The 22,857-nt window shown below is 36.5% G+C and carries 28 protein-coding genes; 26 read left to right on the top strand and 2 right to left on the bottom strand.

The features are described 5' to 3' along the window. Positions 1-50: 50 nt before the first annotated feature. The 19 genes from spoIIM (at position 51) to LG276_RS15300 (ending at position 16,325) form a co-directional block, all read left to right on the top strand. A complete protein-coding gene (gene spoIIM, locus LG276_RS15390) occupies positions 51-692 on the top strand; it encodes a stage II sporulation protein M (RefSeq protein ID WP_224936063.1) in 642 nt (213 codons plus the stop codon). A gap of 251 nt (positions 693-943) precedes the next feature. Beyond that, positions 944-1,408, top strand: coding sequence for a Fur family transcriptional regulator (locus LG276_RS15385; protein ID WP_224936064.1), 465 nt, complete (start codon positions 944-946; stop codon positions 1,406-1,408). Between the two features lie 196 nt (positions 1,409-1,604). After that, a complete protein-coding gene (locus LG276_RS15380) occupies positions 1,605-1,832 on the top strand; it encodes a YqzK family protein (protein ID WP_095372690.1) in 228 nt (75 codons plus the stop codon). 7 nt (positions 1,833-1,839) lie between these two features. Further along, positions 1,840-2,733, top strand: a complete 894-nt coding sequence (gene xerD, locus LG276_RS15375) for a site-specific tyrosine recombinase XerD (RefSeq protein WP_224936065.1) — start codon at positions 1,840-1,842, stop codon at positions 2,731-2,733. Between the two features lie 257 nt (positions 2,734-2,990). After that, a complete protein-coding gene (gene deoB, locus LG276_RS15370) occupies positions 2,991-4,190 on the top strand; it encodes a phosphopentomutase (protein WP_251161947.1) in 1,200 nt (399 codons plus the stop codon). Further along, a complete protein-coding gene (locus LG276_RS15365; RefSeq protein WP_224936067.1) occupies positions 4,190-5,008 on the top strand; it encodes a purine-nucleoside phosphorylase in 819 nt (272 codons plus the stop codon). The genes deoB and LG276_RS15365 overlap by 1 nt, the downstream gene beginning before the upstream one ends. Positions 5,009-5,029: 21 nt before the next feature. Next, on the top strand, positions 5,030-6,334 hold the full coding sequence (locus LG276_RS15360) for a pyrimidine-nucleoside phosphorylase (protein ID WP_251161946.1): 1,305 nt from the start codon (positions 5,030-5,032) through the stop codon (positions 6,332-6,334). Positions 6,335-6,451: 117 nt separating this feature from the next. After that, on the top strand, positions 6,452-6,781 hold the full coding sequence (locus LG276_RS15355) for a transposase (RefSeq protein WP_251161713.1): 330 nt from the start codon (positions 6,452-6,454) through the stop codon (positions 6,779-6,781). Next, positions 6,778-7,629 carry an IS3 family transposase gene (locus tag LG276_RS15350; protein WP_373370910.1) on the top strand — a complete coding sequence of 284 codons (852 nt, stop codon included), beginning with the start codon at positions 6,778-6,780 and terminating at the stop codon, positions 7,627-7,629. The genes LG276_RS15355 and LG276_RS15350 overlap by 4 nt, the downstream gene beginning before the upstream one ends. 274 nt (positions 7,630-7,903) lie before the next feature. Then, positions 7,904-9,082 carry a D-alanyl-D-alanine carboxypeptidase family protein gene (locus LG276_RS15345; RefSeq protein WP_251161945.1) on the top strand — a complete coding sequence of 393 codons (1,179 nt, stop codon included), beginning with the start codon at positions 7,904-7,906 and terminating at the stop codon, positions 9,080-9,082. A gap of 177 nt (positions 9,083-9,259) precedes the next feature. After that, positions 9,260-9,610 (top strand): anti-sigma F factor antagonist, encoded by a 351-nt coding sequence (spoIIAA, locus tag LG276_RS15340; RefSeq protein WP_251161944.1) that lies wholly within the window; start codon positions 9,260-9,262, stop codon positions 9,608-9,610. Continuing rightward, entirely contained in the window at positions 9,611-10,051 is a 441-nt protein-coding gene (gene spoIIAB / locus LG276_RS15335; protein WP_095372697.1) for an anti-sigma F factor, read from the top strand. It begins immediately after the preceding gene. Between the two features lie 11 nt (positions 10,052-10,062). Further along, positions 10,063-10,818 carry an RNA polymerase sporulation sigma factor SigF gene (gene sigF / locus LG276_RS15330; RefSeq protein WP_095372698.1) on the top strand — a complete coding sequence of 252 codons (756 nt, stop codon included), beginning with the start codon at positions 10,063-10,065 and terminating at the stop codon, positions 10,816-10,818. A 166-nt stretch (positions 10,819-10,984) separates the two neighbouring features. After that, on the top strand, positions 10,985-11,605 hold the full coding sequence (locus LG276_RS15325; RefSeq protein ID WP_224936210.1) for a stage V sporulation protein AA: 621 nt from the start codon (positions 10,985-10,987) through the stop codon (positions 11,603-11,605). Beyond that, a complete protein-coding gene (locus tag LG276_RS15320) occupies positions 11,595-12,017 on the top strand; it encodes a stage V sporulation protein AB (RefSeq protein ID WP_095372700.1) in 423 nt (140 codons plus the stop codon). Before LG276_RS15325 ends, LG276_RS15320 begins: the two co-directional genes overlap by 11 nt. A gap of 28 nt (positions 12,018-12,045) precedes the next feature. Then, the gene (locus tag LG276_RS15315) at positions 12,046-12,612 is read left to right on the top strand and encodes a stage V sporulation protein AE (protein WP_251161943.1); all 567 of its coding nucleotides are present in this window, start codon (positions 12,046-12,048) and stop codon (positions 12,610-12,612) included. Further along, complete coding sequence (locus LG276_RS15310) at positions 12,609-14,090, top strand: spore germination protein (RefSeq protein WP_224936071.1); 1,482 nt, start codon at positions 12,609-12,611, stop codon at positions 14,088-14,090. Before LG276_RS15315 ends, LG276_RS15310 begins: the two co-directional genes overlap by 4 nt. Before the next feature lie 182 nt (positions 14,091-14,272). Then, positions 14,273-15,592, top strand: a complete 1,320-nt coding sequence (gene lysA, locus LG276_RS15305; RefSeq protein ID WP_224936072.1) for a diaminopimelate decarboxylase — start codon at positions 14,273-14,275, stop codon at positions 15,590-15,592. 370 nt (positions 15,593-15,962) lie between these two features. Next, on the top strand, positions 15,963-16,325 hold the full coding sequence (locus LG276_RS15300) for a GNAT family N-acetyltransferase (RefSeq protein WP_095372704.1): 363 nt from the start codon (positions 15,963-15,965) through the stop codon (positions 16,323-16,325). A 13-nt stretch (positions 16,326-16,338) separates the two neighbouring features. Here the strand turns inward: LG276_RS15300 and LG276_RS15295 are convergent, their stop codons facing one another. Then, complete coding sequence (locus LG276_RS15295) at positions 16,339-16,851, bottom strand: DUF309 domain-containing protein (protein ID WP_224936074.1); 513 nt, start codon at positions 16,849-16,851, stop codon at positions 16,339-16,341. 112 nt (positions 16,852-16,963) lie between these two features. Then, positions 16,964-17,098 carry a YjcZ family sporulation protein gene (locus tag LG276_RS15290; protein WP_224936075.1) on the bottom strand — a complete coding sequence of 45 codons (135 nt, stop codon included), beginning with the start codon at positions 17,096-17,098 and terminating at the stop codon, positions 16,964-16,966. A 216-nt stretch (positions 17,099-17,314) separates the two neighbouring features. Between LG276_RS15290 and LG276_RS15285 the strand changes: the two genes are divergently transcribed. The 7 genes from LG276_RS15285 (at position 17,315) to LG276_RS15255 (ending at position 22,855) form a co-directional block, all read left to right on the top strand. Continuing rightward, positions 17,315-18,067, top strand: a complete 753-nt coding sequence (locus LG276_RS15285; protein ID WP_251161942.1) for a segregation/condensation protein A — start codon at positions 17,315-17,317, stop codon at positions 18,065-18,067. Then, the gene (scpB, locus tag LG276_RS15280) at positions 18,068-18,649 is read left to right on the top strand and encodes an SMC-Scp complex subunit ScpB (protein ID WP_095372708.1); all 582 of its coding nucleotides are present in this window, start codon (positions 18,068-18,070) and stop codon (positions 18,647-18,649) included. It begins immediately after the preceding gene. Between the two features lie 223 nt (positions 18,650-18,872). After that, the gene (locus tag LG276_RS15275; protein ID WP_251161941.1) at positions 18,873-19,229 is read left to right on the top strand and encodes a hypothetical protein; all 357 of its coding nucleotides are present in this window, start codon (positions 18,873-18,875) and stop codon (positions 19,227-19,229) included. Between the two features lie 72 nt (positions 19,230-19,301). After that, complete coding sequence (locus LG276_RS15270; RefSeq protein ID WP_251161940.1) at positions 19,302-19,790, top strand: YpuI family protein; 489 nt, start codon at positions 19,302-19,304, stop codon at positions 19,788-19,790. A gap of 168 nt (positions 19,791-19,958) precedes the next feature. Beyond that, positions 19,959-20,840, top strand: coding sequence for a superoxide dismutase (locus LG276_RS15265; RefSeq protein WP_224936211.1), 882 nt, complete (start codon positions 19,959-19,961; stop codon positions 20,838-20,840). Between the two features lie 292 nt (positions 20,841-21,132). Then, entirely contained in the window at positions 21,133-22,275 is a 1,143-nt protein-coding gene (locus LG276_RS15260; protein ID WP_224936079.1) for a D-alanyl-D-alanine carboxypeptidase family protein, read from the top strand. Next, a complete protein-coding gene (locus LG276_RS15255; RefSeq protein ID WP_095372712.1) occupies positions 22,268-22,855 on the top strand; it encodes a nucleoside recognition domain-containing protein in 588 nt (195 codons plus the stop codon). The genes LG276_RS15260 and LG276_RS15255 overlap by 8 nt, the downstream gene beginning before the upstream one ends. The last annotated feature ends 2 nt before the right edge of the window (positions 22,856-22,857 follow it).

Here is a 22,857-nt window from a genome sequence, read left to right as displayed (position 1 = left end):
AAGTCTAGCATACATTCTAGTAAGTGAAATCATTTTCAGGAGGAAGAGCAATGATAAAAAAAATGTACCAGAACGTCGTAGTAAATCATTTCCGTGAGCATTCCTCAATCTACTTGTTTGTTATTATATTGTTTTTGATGGGTGTCATATTTGGAGCGGTGGTCGTAAACAGTTTAAGTTTGACGCAAAAAGAGGATTTATTTCAATACTTGACTCAGTTTTTTGGTCATGTTTCAAATGAAGAAATGGCGACACCGGCTAATATATTTGAACAAAGCTTACTTCATAATGGAAAATATATAGGCGTGATATGGCTATTGGGGATATCTATTATTGGATTACCGCTTATTTTAGTTTTATTATTTGTGAAAGGGATGGTCGTTGGCTTTACTGTCGGTTTTTTAGTAAGTCAATTAAAGTGGCATGGGTTTTTACTATCTTTTGTGTCCATTTTGCCACAAAATATGATTATCATTCCAATTTTTATTATTACATCTACTTTTGCAATTTCATTTTCAATGAAGATGATTCGTCGGCTATTTATGAAGAAAGTAAATAATCCATTTATGCCGTTGCTAGGTAAATACTTAATTTCTTTCCTTATTGCCATTATTATATTAGCTGGTGCATCAGCTATTGAGGCCTATATTTCACCGGTGCTAATGAAGTCAGTCATTGACTCAGTCCTCTAAACTCATCGATTGCTTATATAAGGTTTGAATGCTATAATTCTTTTATCATATGAGTTTAGTAATAATGACTACTTGGATAAATGATCATGTACAGAGCCTACGTTAGGTTCTGTACTTTTATGTTGTTTTAGGTATTATAACAATTCTAATATAAGAGTTATTATAAAGGTCTCTTTATAATGATTTTAGTTTGATTCTATACATCTATCTGTTATAATGAGAATGTTAGTGGTGAGGGAGGGACTTTCGGTATGGAAAGCAGAATTGACAGAATCAAAAAACAGTTGCATTCATCCAGTTATAAACTAACACCACAACGTGAAGCCACGGTTCGCGTTTTGTTAGAACATGAAGAGGACCATTTGAGTGCGGAAGATGTATACCTCCTTGTTAAAGAAAAGTCGCCAGAAATCGGTTTAGCAACTGTTTATCGAACACTTGAATTACTAACTGAATTAAAAATTGTTGATAAAATTAATTTTGGTGATGGCGTTTCCCGATATGACTTACGTCAAGAAGGTGCTGCTCACTTCCATCATCATCTTGTATGCATAGAATGCGGTGCAGTAGATGAAATTCAAGAAGATCTACTAGAAGATGTGGAAGAAGTTGTTGAGAAGCGTTGGCATTTCAAAATAAAAGACCATCGTCTTACTTTTCATGGCATCTGCTATCGATGTCAAGATAAAAAAAATGATGAAGAGCCAGAAGCATAAGGCACAACCCTTTTCTAATTTCATTGGAAAGGGTTTTCTTATTTTTCTCTAACTCGTGTCTCAAGCTGCGAACGAAAATAGGGTTTTTGTTCGGTAAAAGCTCACAGAACTTAAATGATTCCTCATTGGAAACAGGTATAAATCTTGTCCAAAATGGCATACCCTCTAATAAGACGTTTTATTTGGGGGAGAAATGATGAGTGCATGGATTAAATTAGTCTATCAAACCATTAAGGTTTTTGTTCTTTTTACAGGAAGCACAATTCTTTTTTATTATGGAATTATGTGGTTAAATGAAGAGTATCAGGATTATCATCGTTATGATGAGCCGAGTGGGGCAGCCGTGAAGGTAGCAGCAAGTGCGAATGCAACGGACTCTTCTTGGTTGGATCGGTTGATTCTGTTTTATTTAAATGGGGAGTAATGATTTTATGAATGATCATCTGCAGGATTTTATCCACTATTTAATGATTGAAAAAGGGCTAGCCAGAAATACGATAATGTCATATGAAAGAGACTTAAGAAGTTATATATTGTTTATTGAGCAGAAGATGATGAAGCAATCGATGAATGAGATTGAACGTGTTCATATTGTTCAGTTTCTAGCTCAGCTTAAGGATGATGGCAAGTCTGCTAAAACAATTGCAAGGCATATAGCGTCTATTCGTTCCTTTCACCAATTTGCACTGCGTGAAAAAATAGCAGATCACGATCCTTCTATTCATATTGAGACACCGCAAGCTGAAAAATCTTTGCCAAAGGTTTTAAATATGAAGGAAGTTGAGAGATTGCTAGACCTCCCGAACAATGGCAGCCGCTTTTATTTAAGGGACAAAGCTATGCTAGAAGTACTCTATGCAACAGGAATCCGCGTCAGTGAATTAATCCATTTAACAATAAATGATGTTCATCTAACGATGGGTTTTTTAAGATGCATTGGTAAAGGAAATAAGGAAAGAATCATTCCATTAGGAAAAACAGCACAAGCAGCTGTTCAAGATTATTTAGATAAGGGTAGACAACAGTTGTTATCACCAAAACACCCGACAGAATACTTATTTTTAAATCATCATGGGAAAGGGTTATCACGGCAAGGATTTTGGAAAAACTTAAAAAAAACAGCACAAGCAGCTGGTATTCAAAAAGAGTTAACGCCTCATACTTTAAGGCATTCATTTGCCACCCATTTACTTGAAAATGGAGCAGATTTAAGAGCTGTACAAGAAATGCTTGGCCATGCAGATATTTCTACGACACAAATATATACACATGTGTCAAAAACGAGATTAAAAGATGTATATAAACAATTCCATCCGAGAGCTTAACAGGAAATATGTAGGAAAACAGTGAAAAGTGATATAAAAGACTGTTTTTCTTTTTTTATTTTCAGTACAATATAGATGTCAGACTTCTGACGAAAGAGATCTTTCTTAAAGGTGAAGTATATTAAAGTCTTTCATGACATTCCTCTTTGTTAGGTTCTAGACGTTTTACACTATCCTTCGCTGTTGATGAAAGCCTTTTTGGGGTATGATAAGTAGGGATTCTGTAGTAAAGAAATAGTTAGAAAGGAGTGTTAATTGTGAACACATTTACATATAAACGTATTTTTCTTATTGTAATGGACTCTGTTGGAATAGGAGAAGCACCTGATGCGAAAAATTTCGGTGATGAAGATGCTCATACGTTAGGCCATATTGCCGAGGAGATGGGCGGTTTGCATATGCCTCATATGGAACGTCTCGGATTAAGTAATATCAATGAAATAAAAGGGATAGCCAAAGTCGCACAACCTGAGGCTTTTTATACAAAGCTTCAAGAAGCTTCTGTTGGGAAAGATACAATGACAGGACATTGGGAAATAATGGGCCTTCATATTCAAAAACCCTTTCAAGTATTTCCTAATGGATTTCCAGAGGAGTTAATTCAAGAATTAGAAGAAAAGACAGGTCGAAAAGTGATTGGTAATAAACCTGCGAGTGGCACAGTGATTTTAGACGAATTAGGGGAAGAGCATATGGAGACAGGCTCTCTTATTGTTTATACATCGGCTGATTCGGTGCTCCAAATCGCCGCCCATGAGGAAATCATACCAATTGAAGAACAGTATCGTATTTGTGAAATAGCTAGAGAATTGACTTTAAATGAAAAATACATGGTAGGTAGAGTCATTGCTAGACCATTTGTTGGTAAAGCTGGGGCGTTTACAAGAACAGCGAATAGACATGATTATGCATTAAAGCCATTTGGCAGAACAGTAATGAATGAGTTAAAAGATGCCAATCTAGATGTCATTGCCATCGGAAAAATTAATGATATATATGATGGAGAAGGCGTAACAGAAGCAATTAGAACCACTTCAAATATGGATGGCATGGACAAGATGGTAGCTATAGCAAAAAAAGACTTTACAGGCATTAGTTTCTTGAATTTAGTAGACTTCGATGCCCTTTATGGACATAGAAGAGATCCACTAGGGTACGGTCAAGCATTAGAAGAATACGATGCTCGTTTACCTGAACTTTTCGAGCAGTTAAATGAAAATGATCTTCTGATTATTACAGCGGATCATGGTAATGACCCAATCCATCATGGTACAGATCATACGAGAGAATATGTGCCATTACTTGTTTATTCTAAGCGCTTAACTCATGGAGAAGAACTGCCTCAAGGCAAGACATTTGCTAACATTGGCGCGACTATTGCAGAGAATTTCCAAGTAAATAAGCCATTAATTGGAGAGAGCTTTCTTAAAAATGTCAAGGGAGTAGGAAAAAAATAATGACTAGTTTACATGAGGTAAAAGCAGCGCAAGAATTAATTCAATCTAGAATAGATCAAACACCAACAGTAGGACTTATATTAGGTTCTGGACTTGGGGTACTTGCTGAAGAGATAACAAATGCGATAAAAATACCGTATAGAGATATACCGGGTTTCCCGCAATCAACAGTAGCTGGTCATGCAGGTCAACTCGTTATTGGTCGATTAAACGGTGTAGCGGTTGTTGCTATGCAAGGAAGATTTCATTATTACGAAGGCTATACTATGCAGCAAGTTACGTTTCCAGTCCGTGTAATGAAGGAGTTGGGAGTACAGAAATTAATCGTAACCAATGCTGCTGGAGGCGTTAATGAAACTTTCTCACCAGGTGATTTAATGATCATCACAGACCATATTAACAATATGGGGGTAAACCCACTTATAGGTCCTAATGATGACCATTTTGGTGTGCGTTTTCAAGATTTGTCATCAGCGTATAATAAAGAAATGATACAAGTCGCAAAAGAGGTCGCAGAACAACAACAATTAGACATACAAACTGGTGTATACGTAGCTAATACAGGGCCAGTTTATGAAACACCTGCAGAAGTAAAAATGCTTAGAATTTGCGGTGGAGATGCAGTTGGTATGTCAACTGTTCCCGAAGTTATTGTTGCGAATCATGCTGGTATGAATGTACTTGGAATCTCTTGTATTTCTAATATGGCTGCAGGTATATTAGACCAACCATTAAATCATGAAGAAGTAATAGAAACAACGGAGAAAGTAAAACAACAATTTTTAAGCTTTGTCAAAGGAATCGTGACAAAAATTTAAATTTAGTGGGGGAACGATACGATGAGAATGGTGGACATCATTGAGAAAAAAAGGGATGGTCATTGCTTAACGACAGCGGAAATTAACTATTTTATTCAAGGCTATACAAATGAAACAATTCCTGATTATCAAGCAAGTGCACTTGCTATGGCGATTTATTTTCAAGGAATGGATGAAAGAGAAACAGCTGATTTAACAACGGCAATGGTTAAATCAGGCGATGAAATCAATCTTTCAAACATTGATGGAATCAAAGTCGATAAGCATTCTACTGGGGGTGTAGGAGATACTACTACGCTTGTATTAGGGCCGCTAGTAGCTGCTGTAGGTGTGCCGGTTGCAAAGATGAGCGGAAGAGGTCTGGGCCATACAGGTGGAACCATTGATAAATTAGAGGCTATAGATGGATTTCATGTGGAGATTGATAATGACGAATTTATGAATTTAGTCAATCGTAATAAACTAGCAGTCATAGGTCAAAGTGGAAACTTGACACCAGCTGATAAGAAGCTCTATGCGTTAAGAGATGTGACTGCTTCTGTTAATAGCATCCCTTTAATTGCATCAAGTATCATGAGTAAAAAAATTGCTGCGGGTGCAGATGCAATTGTTTTGGACGTGAAAACGGGTTCAGGTGCATTTATGAAAACGATTGAAGAAGCAATTGCTTTAGCAAAAACAATGGTGAAAATCGGGAATCATGTTGGTAGACAGACAATGGCTGTCATCTCAGATATGAGCCAGCCCCTTGGCCTTGCAATCGGTAATGCTTTAGAAGTAGAAGAAGCGATTAATACTTTAAAAGGAGAAGGCCCGGAAGATTTGACTGATTTATGTTTAACTCTTGGAAGTCAAATGGTCGTTTTAGCGAAAAAGGCCGATTCGTTAGAAAGTGCGCGCACGCTATTACAAGAAGCAATCAGTAGCGGTAAAGCGTTAGAGACTTTTAAAACATTTATCCAATCTCAAGGAGGAGATGTTGCAGTCGTTGATGACCCATCTCTACTTCCACAGGCAAAATATCAAATAAAGGTAGAAGCTGCACAGAGTGGATATATTTCTGAAATTGCTGCAGAAAAACTTGGTACTGCGGCAATGATGCTTGGTGCGGGTAGAGCAACAAAAGATTCTATTATAGATCTCGCAGCAGGCCTCCTTCTTCATAAAAAAGTTGGCGATTCTGTCCAAAAAGGGGAAGCGTTGCTAACGATTCATAGCAATATGGAAGATGTTGAAGAAGTGAAAGATATCCTTATTAATCATATTAAAATAGTGTCAGAAGAAGTAACAGCACCAACATTGATACATCAAGTCATCACTGAATAAAAATACTAGAAAAAGCTTAAAGGAAATAAAACCTGTTAATGTCCCCTTTAAGTAGACATTCAAAAAAACCTTCATGTTACCATGAAGGAAAGAATACTACTTGGAGGGGATTTTTCTATGGCAAAGAAAGGACAAACTTTTAATAGTTATTCGGAAGAGTTTAAACATAATGCCGTCATGAAATATGTGAATGGGTCTAAAAGTTATAAAGCATTGGCAGAGGAACTGGGAATCCGTCACTGTAGCCAGCTTAAAGTGTGGGTTAAGAAATGGAAAGAAGGAGCCCCGTTTGATGAGCGTAAAGGAGTTTCTAATCCTTTAAAAGGCAGGCCTAGGACTAAATTTAAGTCGGTTGAAGAGGAAAGGGATTATTTGAAAGCACAAGTTGAATTTCTAAAAAAGCAGTATCCAAATCTGGTAAAGGAGGAGAAAACCCCAGACGAATGAAATATGAATTGGTGGATGAGTTAAGGGTTACCTATCCGGTCTCCTGGCTGTTGGAGATTGCCTATATCAAACCGGCAAGCTACTACAAATGGAGAAAAAACAATCATAAACGAGAAGAAAAAGTTAGGGATGAACAAGAGATTCGAGAGCACATTTTGGGCATACATTTCATGCATCCCGAATATGGACGACCCCGTATTACAGACGAATTAAATGAAAACGGGTATTTAATTAATCACAAAAAGGTCTACCGATTGATGGCGGCAATGAACATCCAATCAGTCATCCGAAAAAAGAGAAAACGACATGGTCATATTCCTTCTAACCTCTTTCCTAACCGTCTGAAAAGGAAGTTCAAGGCGGTAGGACCTAATCAAAAAATGGTAACGGATATCACATTTGTGTCTGTTGGCGAAGAATATTATTATTTATCGGTCATACAGGATCTCTTTAATAACGAAATAGTAAGTTGGGAGCTAGCCCAAAGAAATGATTTGGAACTTGTGTTAAAAACGGTAGAGAAATGGACAAAGAAAAAAGACGTGGCTGGAGCCGTTCTCCATTCGGATCAAGGCTTCCAGTACACGTCAAAAATATACAGCAACCGATTAAAGGATTATGGTATCGAAGGCAGCCACTCTCGCAAAGGAAACTGCCTGGACAATGCCTGTATAGAATCATTCTTTTCACACCTCAAAACCGAGAAGCTGTATATAAGTAAGTGTAAGGGAGAAGAAGAGCTAGAGCAAGCTCTTGAGGATTACATTTACCATTACAATTACAAACGAAGACAAAAGAAACTAAAGAAACGCGCGCCGATTGAATATCGACACGCGCTCACTGCTTAGCTTTTTATGTTGTCTACTTGACAGGGGCAAGACCAACCTTTAAGCTTTTTTATTACAATTTAACTGAAAGATGCTCATTCTTAGAATATTTCCTTCGAATCATGCCCACATCAAAGTATACAAGGTCTCATTCCATCCCTCTTACCTTCCGAACTTTTTTCATAGTAAAACACGGAATTTTTCATTTATAAAATGTAGTTTATGGTATTTTCATTGGTATAAATTATCAACAAATGGTAATCATGGAAACTATAAAGAATGGAGGGTTTGTGCGATGAAGCGAATAGTAAGTGTATTTTTTATATGTATTCTCATGGTTTCTACCATAGCACCACAAGTATTTGCACGTGAAAGCGAAAAAATGACTGAAGAAGAAGTTGTGAAAAATGTAAAGTCAGCTATTTTAATTGAACGAGATACAGGCAAAGTGCTGTATGAAAAAAATAGTGATGTTCAATTACCACCTGCAAGTATGACGAAAATTATGACGATGCTTTTAATTATGGAAGCAATCGATGAAGGCAAACTTAAATGGGATGAAAAGATTAAGACAAGTGAATATGCTGCTTCAATGGGTGGTTCACAAATTTTTCTTGAGCCTGGAGAAGAAATGACAACAAAAGAAATGTTACAAGGGATTGCAATCGGTTCTGGAAATGACGCTTCTGTTGCTGTAGCAGAACGATTAGCCGGTACGGTAGATGACTTTGTCAAAATGATGAATGCAAAAGCAAAAGAGCTAGGTTTAAAGGACACTGTATTCAAAAATCCTACAGGCCTCCCGGTAACGGATCATTTTAGTACGGCTCATGATATGGCGATGATGGCAAAGGAATTACTGAAGTATGAAGATATTACTAACTTTACCGGTACTTACGAGGCTTATTTGCGTGAAAACACCGATAAAAAGTTCTGGTTAGTAAATACGAATAAATTAGTGCGTTTTTATCCGGGTGTAGATGGTCTTAAGACTGGATTTACTCAAGAAGCAAAGTATTGTTTAACAGCGACAGCTGAGAAAAATGGCATGCGTGTCATTGCGGTTGTTTTTGGTGCACCTAGCTCAAAAGAGAGAAATGCAGAAGTGACGAAAATGCTAGACTATGCTTTTAATAAATATGAAACACATGCCATGTATAAAAGGAATCAAGCGGTGGCAAAAGTGAAAGTATCAAAAGGTGAAAAGAAACAAGTAGAAGCATTAACAAGCGAACCCATTTCAATATTAGCTAAAAAAGGTGAAGATATTAAAAACGTGAAACAAACGGTTGTACTCGATGAGAATATGAAGGCTCCTGTTAAAAAAGGTGATGAAGTCGGCAAGATTATTTTTGAAAAAGACGGAAAAACAATGGTTGAAAGTCCTTTAGTCGCAAGTCAAGATAGTAAAAAAGCCAACATTTGGACATTATTTAAGCGTTCAATGGGAATGTTTACGAAAGTATCAGAGTAATATGTCGAATCGAGTGATGACAAGTCCTGTTTTAGCGAATAAACACTAGTTTTGTCTTCATGAAGGAAAAACAGTTCATAGTATAGAATTGGACTCACTAAAGGCAGGTTGATATTCTATATGTGTCAATCCTGTCTAATCCATAGAGACAACTGATTACAAAGGAGGCTATGGTTAGTGAGTCTAGCAATTAATTTAGAAATAAAAAACAACGTATTATGTATTCGTTTAAGCGGGGAGCTTGATCATCACTCTGCGGATGAATTAAGAGCAAAAGCAACAAAAACGATTGAGGAAGACGATATCCACCATATTATTCTTAATCTGGAACAATTAACATTCATGGATAGTTCTGGACTTGGAGTAATTCTTGGCAGATATAAACAAGTGAAACAAAAAAATGGAGAAATGGTTGTATGTGCAATTTCTCCATCTGTAAAAAGACTTTTTGATATGTCTGGTTTATTTAAAATTATTCGCTTAGAACCTACTGAAGCGTTTGCCCTGCAACGATTGGGGGTGGCGTAAGTGAAAAATGTTATGCAAATGCAGTTTACTGCTCTCAGTCAAAATGAATCATTTGCTCGCGTAACAGTGGCAGCTTTTATTGCTCAGCTGGATCCAACAATGGATGAATTGACAGAAATTAAAACCGTTGTCTCAGAAGCTGTAACGAACGCTATTATTCACGGCTATGATATGAGCCCAGATGGCATTGTACACATTTCAGTAACCATTGAAGAAGGAATAGTCGAACTGTCCATTAAAGATGAGGGTCTCGGTATTATGGATATAGAAGAGGCAAGACAGCCTCTTTATACAACAAAGCCAGAGCTAGAGAGATCAGGCATGGGCTTTACGATTATGGAAAATTTTATGGACGAAATTAGTATTGTATCACACCCAGGTGAAGGCACAGAGGTCCGTTTAAAGAAGCATTTATCAAATAGTAAAATGCTATGTAATTAAGGAGTCTTGCTATGGATGTGGAGGTTAAAACAGGAAAGACGCAATATTTAAAAGATCATGAAGTTAAAGAGCTCATTGGTAAAAGTCAAAATGGTGATCAAGCGTCTAGAGATTTGATTGTCCAAAAGAATATGCGCTTAGTATGGTCAGTTGTCCAGCGCTTCCTCAATCGAGGATACGAACCAGATGACTTATTTCAAATTGGCTGTATTGGATTGTTGAAATCGGTTGATAAATTCGATTTGAGTTATGATGTGAAATTTTCTACTTACGCTGTTCCTATGATTATTGGTGAGATCCAACGTTTTATAAGAGACGATGGAACAGTTAAAGTCAGCCGTTCACTTAAAGAACTCGGAAATAAAATTCGGAAAGCAAAAGATGAGTTATCGAAATCATTAGGTAGGGTGCCAACCGTATCAGAGATTTCTGAATTCCTTGATATCCCAACAGAGGATATTATCATGGCCCAAGATGCTAGTCGACTTCCCTCGTCAATTCATGAAACCGTGTATGAAAATGATGGTGACCCTATTACTTTGCTTGACCAAATAGATGATGGGGATGAGGGGAGATGGTTCGATAAAATCGCGTTAAAAGAAGCGATAAATGAATTAGATGAAAGAGAGAGACTGATTGTTTATTTGCGCTATTACAAAGACCAAACACAATCAGAAGTAGCAGTCAGGCTTGGTATATCACAAGTACAAGTCTCGAGGCTTGAGAAGAAAATATTGAAGCAAATGAAAGAGCATATGGACTTATAGTCTATATGCTTTTTCATTTGCTTCTTTTAAGTGAAGAGAGTCGAGGTTTATAAATTTACTAATAACAAGCAAGCAATATCAGTGTGAGGAAATTATTGGATTTCATGAAGTGAAATACCTTTACTCATACTATATGCAAGGAAATCTTTGTGTGGGAAGTGAAAGGATGGAACGTATCGTTTATTTACGCTTGCGACATCGATTGCAGGTTAAACCGCACGAAACTATCGTTTTATCGGATGTTGCGCAATTGATTGCAGATGACGAAGTTTACGATAAATTAGCTAATCTCTTGTTATACCGTGTGTCTAAGGAAGATAAAAATATTATCATTATTGATGTTATGCAGGTAATTAAGCATATTACAAAATGTTTTCCGAGTTTGGAAATCCAAACGGTTGGACCGACACAGATTATTGTTGAAGTTGCCGTGAAAAGAAGAAAAGTCTCACTTCCATTGTTTATGCTAATATGGTTTTTATTATTTTTTGGTGCCGCTCTCACCATCATGAATTTTCATGAAGACGTTAGTATGCAAGAAGTTCAACTAAAGATTTATACATTGATTACAGGTGAAGTCGATAGTCGGCCATTGATTTTTCAAATCCCATACTCAATAGGATTAGGCTTAGGAATGATTCTCTTCTTCAATCATGTATTTAAAAAGCGTTTAAATGAAGAACCTAGTCCTTTAGAGGTAGAGATGTTTAATTATCAAATGGATTTGGATAATTATGTTGCCCTACATGAAAACAAAGAGAGTATGAAGAATATTGATGAGCGGTAAAATTATCTTTGCCATCTTTATAGGCTTAGCGAGTGGTATAGCTGTAGGTGGTGGAGTAGTTGCTTTCTTATCTGTCTTAGGAATTATTCCACGACTTACACAACTAACAAAAACAATGAAGATGATTCATGCTTATGAATGGGCAGCGGTGTGCGGGGTGATCGCTGGGGCTGTAGCTTCCATGTGGGAGCCAGTACTACAAGCACCGCCCTTTATACTTATTCCGATTGGTCTATTATGTGGAATCTTTGTAGGAATGCTTGCAGCTGCACTCACGGAAGTTCTAAATGTCTTCCCTATATTGGCTAAACGCATTGGTGTAGAAGGAAAAATTGTCTATTTGTTAATGGCTTTTGTTTTTGGGAAAATTATCGGATCTTTATTTCAATGGATATATTATGTCAATCTGTAGGTTTGCTCACTTAGAAAGGGAAATGGCGATGAAAGAACGGAGAAAAGTCATATTGATTACAGATGGAGATGAGTTTGCAAAGCGAACGATTGAACTCATTGCTCATGATATAGGTGGTAGTTGTATTTCTGCTTCTCAAGGAAATCCAACGATACTGTCTGGTGAAGAAATGGTGCAATTAATTAAAAAAGCACAATCAGATCCTGTTTATATCATGTTTGATGATAGTGGTTATATCGGAGAAGGTCCAGGAGAGAAAGCGATGACTTTCGTTGCCAAGCATCCTGATATTGAAGTCATTGGTGCAATAGCTGTAGCGTCAAGGACTCACCACGAGGAATGGACAAAGGTAGATGTAAGTATTGATCGCTTTGGTGAATTGACAGAATATGGTGTTGATAAATCTGGCATAGCAGATATGGATGAAGGAAGAATAGTAGGGGATACCGTTTATTGTCTTGAGATGTTAAATATCCCTTTTATCGTCGGTATTGGTGATATTGGTAAAATGGCAAGAATTGATTCAATTGAAGCCGGTTCACCCATTACGAAACAAGCTGTTGAACTTATATTGGAAAGGAGCGGTATGTTATGAGCGAAAAAGAAAAAATAAGAAAGAGACCATTGCCGACATCCGTCAAAGAAGTTGAAGCGTACATGCAGGACCATGTAGGTCTTGGAACAAGCTTTGACCTTGGAGTGAGAAAGCTTAAAGTATTAAAAAAGGATGTTCATTTATACTTTATTAATGGTTTAACAGAGACACAATTTATCATTGAAATTGTTGAAGAGCTTGTAGGGATCAATGATAAAGAAAAATTATCGACCCATCTCTTTGATATTGTAGAGAACCGTATCGTTCATCAAGCAGTTGATCGTATTAAGACAATTGATGAGCTCGTTGACCAAGTATTATCAGGGCTTATTGTTATCGTGATGGAAGGCGAAGGTACCGCTTTAGTAATAGACGTAAGAAGTTATCCAGGGCGAACACCACAAGAGCCTGATACGGAGAAGGTAATTAGAGGTTCTCGTGATGGTTACGTAGAAAACATAATTGTCAATACCGCTCTAACAAGAAGAAGAATTCGTGATGAACGATTAAGGTTTGAAATGCTCCATGTTGGTGTAAGGTCAAAAACTGATATTTCCTTAGGCTATATTGAAGGGTTAGCTGATCCCAACCTAGTAGAAGTGTTACGTAAAGAACTTAATGAAATTGATATCGATGGGCTACCCATGGCTGATAAAACGGTAGAAGAATTCATCCTTCATCAAAGTTATAATCCATTTCCACTTGTTCGGTACACTGAAAGAGCGGATGTTGCGGCCACTCATTTGATGGAAGGTCATGTCGTGGTTTTTGTGGATACATCGCCTAGTGTGATTATCGCCCCAACGACTTTATTTCATCATTTGCAACATGTAGAGGAATATAGGCAAGCCCCGGCTGTCGGTACTTTTGTTAGATTCATGAGGTTTATCGGACTTGCTGCTTCTTTATTTTTCCTACCATTGTGGTTTTTATTTGTCTTAGAACCGTCTTTGCTTCCGGATGCTATTGATTATATCGGTCCAAATGAACAGACAAATATCCCTGTTCTTATTCAATTATTATTAGCGGATTTAGGAATAGAGTTTTTAAGATTAGCTGCTATCCATACACCGACCCCATTATCAACAGCAATGGGACTAATAGCCGCAATACTTATAGGGGAAATTGCGATCACTGTTGGGTTGTTTGTACCTGAAGTTATTCTCTATGTTTCTGTTGCGGCAATTGGGACTTTTGCCACTCCGAGCTATGAATTAAGTGTGGCAAATAAACTTATTCGTATGCTCTTGTTAATATTAGTTGCAATTTTTCATACACCAGGTTTAGTTGTTGGAATTACGCTATTTATTCTTTTCCTTGTGTCCATGCGTTCGTTTAGAACCCCATATTTATGGCCATTCATTCCATTTTGCCCTGGCGCTATCGTTCATATTATTTTTAGAAGAGCCGTACCAGGGTCAAAAATTCGACCAAGTATTACCCATTCTCGCAATCGTTTTAAGCAGCCACCAAAATAATTGGGTAAATGGCGATTGCAGGCATATGGGAATTATGGTAAAGTATGTTCAACTGAATAAAGGGTTAAAGGATAACAGAATAGACAGTTTCTTAAGGATTCTGTCTATTTCTTCATTTTAGTCCGATAAAAATAAGCATCAATTCTTTGATTAGAGAAGTAATGGACGAAAGAGGGGAAAGCATGTTTTTTCACGGTACATCAAAGGTAAATGACAAAGGACACTTAGAAATTGGCGGTGTTGATACAGTAAAATTAGCTAGTAAATATGGCACACCTGTTTATATTTATGATGTAGAGTTAATAAGAAGAAGAGCACGTGGATTTAAGAAAATGTTTGAGGAAAATAATATGAAGGCACAAGTAGCCTATGCAAGTAAGGCTTTCTCTTCTGTAGCGATGATTCAGTTAGTGGAAGAAGAAGGATTGTCTTTAGATGTTGTTTCTGGAGGAGAACTATACACTGCCATTAGAGCGGATTTTCCAGTTGAACGTATTCATTTTCATGGGAATAATAAAAGCCGTGAAGAATTAGAAATGGCGCTTTCCTATAATATCGGTTGTATCGTCATAGATAATTTCCATGAAATGAACTTATTAGAAGAAGTAGCTTTATCAATGAATAAGCGCGTCGATGTGTTACTACGGATTACTCCAGGAATAGAAGCACATACACATGATTATATTTTAACTGGGCAAGAAGATTCTAAATTTGGTTTCGATTTACAAAATGGACAGGCAGAGGAAGCATTAAAAATCGCCCTTAATTCCCAACACATCCATTTACTTGGCTTCCATTGTCATATTGGTTCACAAATCTTTGAACCAACTGGTTTTATCCTTGCCACACAAAAAATCTTTGCCAAGTTGAAAACGTGGAGCCAAGAATATGATTATGAATCTGAAGTTCTTAATTTAGGTGGAGGATTTGGGATTAGGTATACAGAGGAAGATGAACCACTCGCCCCAGAAACGTATGTAGAGGAAATTATCAAGGAAGTTAAAAAACAAACAAGCCATCACGGGATGACTTTACCTGAAATATGGATTGAACCTGGAAGATCACTTGTTGGTGATGCTGGTACAACCATCTACCAAATTGGTTCATCAAAAGATGTTCCGACTGTAAGAAAATATTTGGCTATTGATGGAGGAATGAGTGATAATATCCGTCCGGCTCTTTACCAGGCACAATATGAAGCTGTTCTTGCTAATCGTGTACTAGATGAAATAGAGGAAAAAGTCTCTATCGCAGGTAAATGTTGTGAATCCGGAGATATGCTTATTTGGGATTTGCCACTTCCGAAGGCTGGAAACAACGATTTGTTAGCTGTTTTTTGTACAGGTGCATATGGTTATTCAATGGCAAATAATTATAATCGTATCCCTCGTCCACCTGTTGTGTTTGTGGAAGATGGAGAAGATCGATTGGTCATTAAAAGAGAATCTTTTGAAGATATGGCACGGCTAGATTTACCTTTAAAAAACAAGGTTAATCAGTAATTAACATGAACCAAGAAATTTAGGTGGGTTTCTAGAATCTTCATAAGGGACTCACCTATTATTCTCCTTATTTGGCTAACTCCTTCTTTTAACATATTGGAATGTAGAAACCTTTCATGTACAATGAAGGTGAATGTATATCAAAAGGGGAGCTACTGAAGAAAGTATGGATAAAAAAAGTAATATTATGTTATTTGTCTTTATTTTAGGTATAGCTTTTATATGGGGGCTTATTTATTGGTTATTTATTGCCCCGCAATCATAACTAGTTCCATTTCAATCCATAGATACATATGATAAAATAGTTTAAGTTAGTTGTGAAATGGAAATAATAGCAAATAAACGGTTTTACTAATAATGAGGGGTTATCATGTTAATACGCTATAAAAAGTCTTTTGAAAAGATTGCTATGGGACTTTTATCTTTTATGCCAAAAGAAAAAGTATTAAAGCAGTTGTTACAGACGATTAAAGAGTATGAAAGTGAAGAAAATCTGCAATTGTTTTTGTGGAAAGAAGACGAAGATATTATTGGGCTAGTTGGTGTATGCTTATCTGATCATCATATTGAAGTTCGTCATATATCAGTCAACCCTTCTCATCGTCAGCAAGGAGTCGGTAAGTCGATGATAAAAGCATTAAATGACACTTATCCACATAAAGAACTAACAGCGGACAATGTAACAGAAGCCTTTTTACAGAAATGTGAAGAGATAAATAAAGGCAGCGAATAATTTTCGCTGCCTTTTAGCGATGTCTTTGGAGGGCTTTCTCTCTCTCTGCGATGACATTTGATCGATCTCTTTTCATATGTCGATGTACAATTTCTGCGTTTTCAAGATTGCTTTCCTGTCCCCATCTGAATCCCTTAGAATCACATGTCTTTTTGACTTCATCTAATAAGGAAATATCGTTTATAGGGAAGTAATAGCTTTTATAAGGAAGGGCCTTATCAATTTCTTTTTGTATTTTGTGTATATCATTTAACAATTGTTGATGGTCAATACCAAGTTGTTTGACTTCATTTGGATATGACGAAAGAATCAATGCTGCTTTTTGCAATGTTTTTTTAGCACCATGAAAATTCCCTCTACGATGATGATAATTAGATACGGCTACTTGAATCAAGCCAACCCAGAGGGATTGCTTGTTTCGATTGTCTACTTCTTTCCAATACTCCTCTAAAATTTCGTGGCATTCAAAATAATCACGATCTCCGTGATAATGAGCTAAATAGTCAATAAAAGCTTGGGGATGCAAAGTTACACTCCTCCTCTCAAACATACAGTCGATTAATTTCATGGTATCATATAATAATGTTGGAAAAAAGAAATGCCTGGCAAATTACAATGCCAGGCAATGTCTATTTACATTAAAATAACCAAGAAGCGCCTACGATAATAAGTAGGATGAATAGAACAACGATTAAAGCAAAGCCTGCACCGAAACCGCCACCATAGCACTCTTCTTCTCTATGATGATTGTCACCACAATTTTCTCTGGACATATTTATACCTCCAATAGTACCTAATTGTCATTACCTTCTCATTGTATGTGCGTAGTTTGTCTCATGTTTGGGCTTAGGATAAAATAAAAAGTAAGTTTCTAAAAGTTGATAAAAGAGTCCGTTGTGGAAGAAAAGAATTATGTTGGATTCGCTACGTTGAATCATCTATACTGTATAGAGTAAAGAAATAATTTTATAGAAATTTTGGTGGAACATATGGAGCATTATAATGTGAAGATTAACGCCTTCGAAGGGCCGCTCGATTTATTACTGCATTTAATTAATCGGCTCGAGATTGATATATATGATATTCCAGTAGCAGAAATTACTGAACAGTATTTAATCTATATACATACCATGAAAGAATTAGAGCTGGATGTAGCAAGTGAGTATTTGGTTATGGCTGCCACGTTACTCGCTATTAAGAGTCAAATGCTACTCCCAAAGCACGAAGAAGATAACTATGACGAAGATATTGATATGGAAATGGAAGAAGATCCACGAGATGAACTCGTTGAAAGATTAATAGAGTATCGCCGTTTTAAAGAAGCAGCCGAGGACTTAAAAGAACTTGAACAAGAAAGAAGCTTATTATACACAAAAGCACCGAGTGACCTTTCTGACATGGCAAAAGAAGTGAAAATGGAACAGACCCATGTCGACGTATCGCTTTACGATATGTTAGGTGCGCTGCAAAAGTTATTAAGAAGAAAAAAATGGAAAGAACCGCTTGCAACGAAAGTAGCCAGGCAGGAAATTCCGATTGAAAAAAGAATAGACGAAGTTATACGTACACTTAGGAAAAGTAATGGCCGTAAAAACTTTAATGATTTATTTACTGCACATTCTAGAGAAGAAGTTGTTGTAACCTTTCTAGCTGTTCTAGAGTTAATGAAAAGACAGGCTGTGCTCGTTACGCAAGATAATAACTTTGCAGAATTGTATGTAGAAGTAGCGGAGGGAAAGTAAGTGAGTAAGAAAGAAAATTGGAAAGCCATTTTAGAAGGGCTTTTATTTGCAGCAGGAGATGAAGGACTTAATTTGAAATCGATCGCTTCGGTATTTGAAGTGAGTGATCAAGAGGCAAGTGAAAGAATGAATCAATTAATGACTGAGTTAGCAAATAACCAAGGACGGGGATTACAAATCATTGAAATTGGTGGGTCGTATCAACTAACAACTAAAAAGGAATTAGCTGACTATTTAAAGAAACTAGTGGAAGCTCCTTCTTCCCATTCTTTATCGCAAGCTTCTTTAGAGACATTAGCGATTATTGCTTACAAGCAGCCCATTACAAGAATTGAAATCGAGGAAATTCGTGGAGTGAAGACAGAAAGACCATTACAAACACTTGTGGCAAAAGCGTTAATCAAAGAAGTAGGAAGAGCTGAAGGTAATGGTCGTGCATATTTGTATGGCACGACAAAGGGTTTCTTAGATACATTTGGATTAAAAAGTTTAAAAGAGTTGCCAAAGCTACCTGATCAAGGAGACGAAGAGTTTGAGCAAACAGAAGCAGATTTGTTCTTTGATACATTAAATAATGTATAAGTGGAATAATTCTGAACAATCAACAGCTCATTTATGTTAATATAAAAACATTAAGGGTGATTTACTTGTTTAGCATAATTAAACATCAAAGGCATATATACATAATGTCAGATGGTACAAACGAAAATGAATCCCTTAATAACAATTATGTCATCAGCAAACTTCATTATTATCAATCACGAAGCTTATCAAAAAGTAGATTGAATCTGAAGGAGGGTTCTGATTGTTCATTCTGCAATTGAAAGGATGGTCGCTTGAAAAAACTCTTCCTAATTCCTTCGAAGATTTTTTTAATAAAAGTGAAGTCATTTATGAGGAAGATGGAGAGGAAAGAAAATTCACATTAACTTATTTGCAGTACTTTGAAGAAAAGCTTGATGAATTGACATCATTTGAACAGTCAGTAAGTGATAGAACTTTTAAGGATATTGCAGCGCTAGCTTCTCTTCTCAATCATCCGGAATTGAAGCTGAGAAAACGGTTATTTATAAGTGATGAGACCGCTTTTATACGCTTATTTGAGGGATTTGATTTTAAGCAAATATCTAACATAATAGAAACAATGATGCAGAATAAATGAAGAGCTGATATAAACAAATTGGCTGAAGAACAAAATGGATAAAAGAGTAGCTAAATACACGGGAGGAAAATGATGGGAAATTCTATAGTTGAATCACAAATGGAAGATGTGCAACAATTCCTTAATAATACGGTAAGCACTTTTGAGAACTTCTTAAATGAAACAACCTTGTCGGTACTTAAAGAGGAAGGACAGGGTGATGAGCGATATTATAAAAGCATTTTATCCAATTTGAGAAAGCTTCTAGTGTTTTGCGAGGAAGGTCATGAAGCATGTCGCATCATACTCATGAGTGATCAATTTCAGCGGGGAGCAGCTGAGCAAACATTGTATAAACTTTACCATCATTGTATTGAAGAGTTTTTTTCACCTAAAAATGATGCGTGGTATGAGAATAGTCGTTCAGCGTATACAGGAAAGAATTCAATTCGTTTTCATCACGAAGTACCCGTTCGCCTTGAGAACTTATTTAGAGGATTAGAAAGCGATTTCCAAAAGATAAGAGAAGAACTAGAATACTACGAAACAGATTATCGTACTAAAATGATGCAATCAAAATAAATATTGAAATACTTTAGAATGAGCTAAGGCACGGACAAATTTGTTCGTGCTTTTTTGTGCCTATAGCGTTCAAATGATAAGCATCAGTAGAATGGCAAAAAACGATATTATTTATCATTACTATACATATGATGTAATGAAGAGGAGGGATGTAGCTTGAATCATCGCATGAATGAATACTTAAAGAATGTGTTTCAATGGAATGAAGATATGAGGGCTTTTTTAGAGAGTGAAAATATTGAAGAGAGCAATGAGCTATGGGATAAACTTGATCATATGACAGCCATTATGGAGACAATTGATCATAATATGGGAGACAAGGAAATAGAAGAAATTCACGAAAAAGTAGAAGAACTTCACGGTGAGATGGAACAGTATTTCAATCACCGATTATCTCTTGGACAAATTTATGTCAATGAAGTAAGTGTTCAAGCAGGAAAGCATGAACTTCCACCTTTACCTTATGGATATAATGCGTTAGAGCCGTATATCTCAGAAGAAATCATGAGATTACATCATGATAAGCATCATAAAAGTTATGTGGATGGACTGAATAAAGCAGAAAAAGAATTAGAAAAGGCGAGGAATTCGGGCGATTTCTCTCTAGTTAAACATTGGTCAAGGGAATTGGCTTTTAATGGATCAGGACATTATTTGCATACGATATTTTGGGGAAATATGAGTCCGCAAGGTGGTGGAGAACCTACGGGGGAATTGAAAAAAGAAATAGTCAAATACTTTGGTAGCTTTGAAGCTTTTAAAAAACATTTTACAGAAGCGGCAAAGCAAGTAGAAGGTTCAGGTTGGGCCATTCTTGTTTGGTCTCCGAGAGCTAGACATTTAGAAGTATTACAATCTGAAAAACATCAAAACTTAACACAATGGGACACGATTCCGTTACTAGTGTTAGATGTTTGGGAGCATGCCTATTATTTACAATATAAAAATGACAAAGGTGCTTATATTGATAGTTGGTGGAATATTGTAAACTGGGACAATGTTTCAAGAAGATTTCAAAAAGCACATGAAATGAAATGGCAACCTTATTAAGAAAGTAGCACAAGAAAACAGGCAGTTGCTTATGTTTTTACACCCCGCAAGAGTATTGAGCTCTCAACTCTTGCGGAACCTCAATCATAGTCAGTCAACAAAGTCCAAGTGATGCAACAGTTTACAATACCCGTATCCTTACCCCAATTTGAATGGATAGTTCAACTCCTTTTGATGAACGGTTGATAAAATACAGACTACTAATTTATGAACCGATCGCCATGAATCTGTCATAACAGAACTTGTCCTGCATAGAATTGTACAAACCATAAAATGAGACGGGGTTTGTGCGATGAAGAAATGGAAAAACCTAATCACTATTCTCATAATGTCCACCTTATTGCTTAGTTTAAGTCCACAACTAGTAGAGGCGAAACCCTCTGTTAGTGCTAGAAATGCAGTATTAATCGAACAGGAATCAGGTAGAATCATTTATGATAAGGCAGCCAATGATAAAAATCGGATAGCTAGTATAACAAAAATTATGACAGCAGTATTGGCGATTGAATCAAATAAGCTAGACGAAGAAGTAAAAGTAACTGATACGATTTTAAAAGCAGAAGGCTCATCCATTTACTTAAAACCGGGGGAAGAAATCAAACTAGAAGATTTAGTTTATGGCTTAATGCTTCGCTCGGGTAATGATGCGGCAGTTGCGATTGCAGAGTATGTAGGTGGAAGCTTAGATGGCTTTGTGTATTTAATGAATCAGAAGGCTGAAGAAATAGGCATGACAAATACGCATTTTGAAAATCCACATGGGCTGGATGATCATGAAAATCACTATTCAACTGCCTATGATATGGCGTTGCTTACTCGCTATGCAATGAAAAATGAGACGTATCAAAAAATAGCAGGGACAAAATCGTATCGATCTGAAAACAGAGATTATAGCTGGAATAATAAAAATCGTTTATTAACCCAGCTTTATAAATATACAACTGGTGGAAAGACTGGTTATACAAAAAGAGCAAAAAGGACTTTAGTAACAACAGCGACAAAAAACAATCTTGATCTAATTGCTGTTACGTTAAATGGACCGGATGATTGGAATGATCATATTGCCATGTATGAGGGAGCATTTGATCAATATGAACAAGTTGAAGTATTGAGCGAAGGGAGAATTAAGGGAGTAGAATATGCTTTCTACAAAGATAAAGTATCACTACACTCTTCCTTTTCGTACCCGGTAACAGAAAAAGAGAAAGAATCTTTTCGGATTAAATATCATTTTATTGAACCGAAAGAGAGTTGGAGAAAAGGTGAAAAATCACCTGAAATAGTAGGAAAAGCAGTTGTTTACTTAAATGATGAAGCAATTAAAACTTTGCCTATTCACTATAATCAGGATGGAGTAAAAGAAGAAAAAGGAAGATTTTTTGATTACTTTAAACATCTGTTTATAAGGATATTAGGAGTACAACAACATGATTAATGTAATATGGGCAGGATTAGCGATCATTGGTATCGTTTTTGCCATGATTAATGGAACGATAAGTGATGTAAATGAAGCGATATTTAAAGGGGCAAAAGAAGCAGTCACATTATGTATTGGTTTAATCAGCATATTAGTCTTTTGGCTAGGAATGATGAAAATAGCCGAACATGCAGGTTTGTTAGACAAGCTGGCTAAACTATTTAAACCATTCATATCAAGACTTTTTCCGGATGTACCGAAAGATCATCCGGCAATGGGCTATATATTATCGAATATGATGGCCAATTTGTTCGGCTTAGGGAATGCTGCTACCCCTCTAGGGATTAAAGCAATGGAACAATTAAAAGCATTAAATGGTGAAAGTACAGAAGCAAGTCGTTCTATGATCACATTTCTTGCCATAAATACATCTAGTATTACATTAATTCCAACAACAATTATCGCCATCCGTATGAATTACGGGTCAGCTAGTCCAACTGACATCGTTGGTCCTACCCTTATAGCGACAATTTGTTCGACCATTTCCGCTATTTTGATTGATAGATACTTTTATTACAGGAGATCACGAAAAGGATGAGA

The organism is Cytobacillus kochii (genome assembly GCF_044790165.1).
Taxonomy (GTDB): Bacteria; Bacillota; Bacilli; order Bacillales; family Cytobacillaceae; genus Cytobacillus; species Cytobacillus kochii.
Note: the sequence above shows the minus strand (reverse complement) of the source record. Positions and strands in the feature narration are given on the sequence as shown.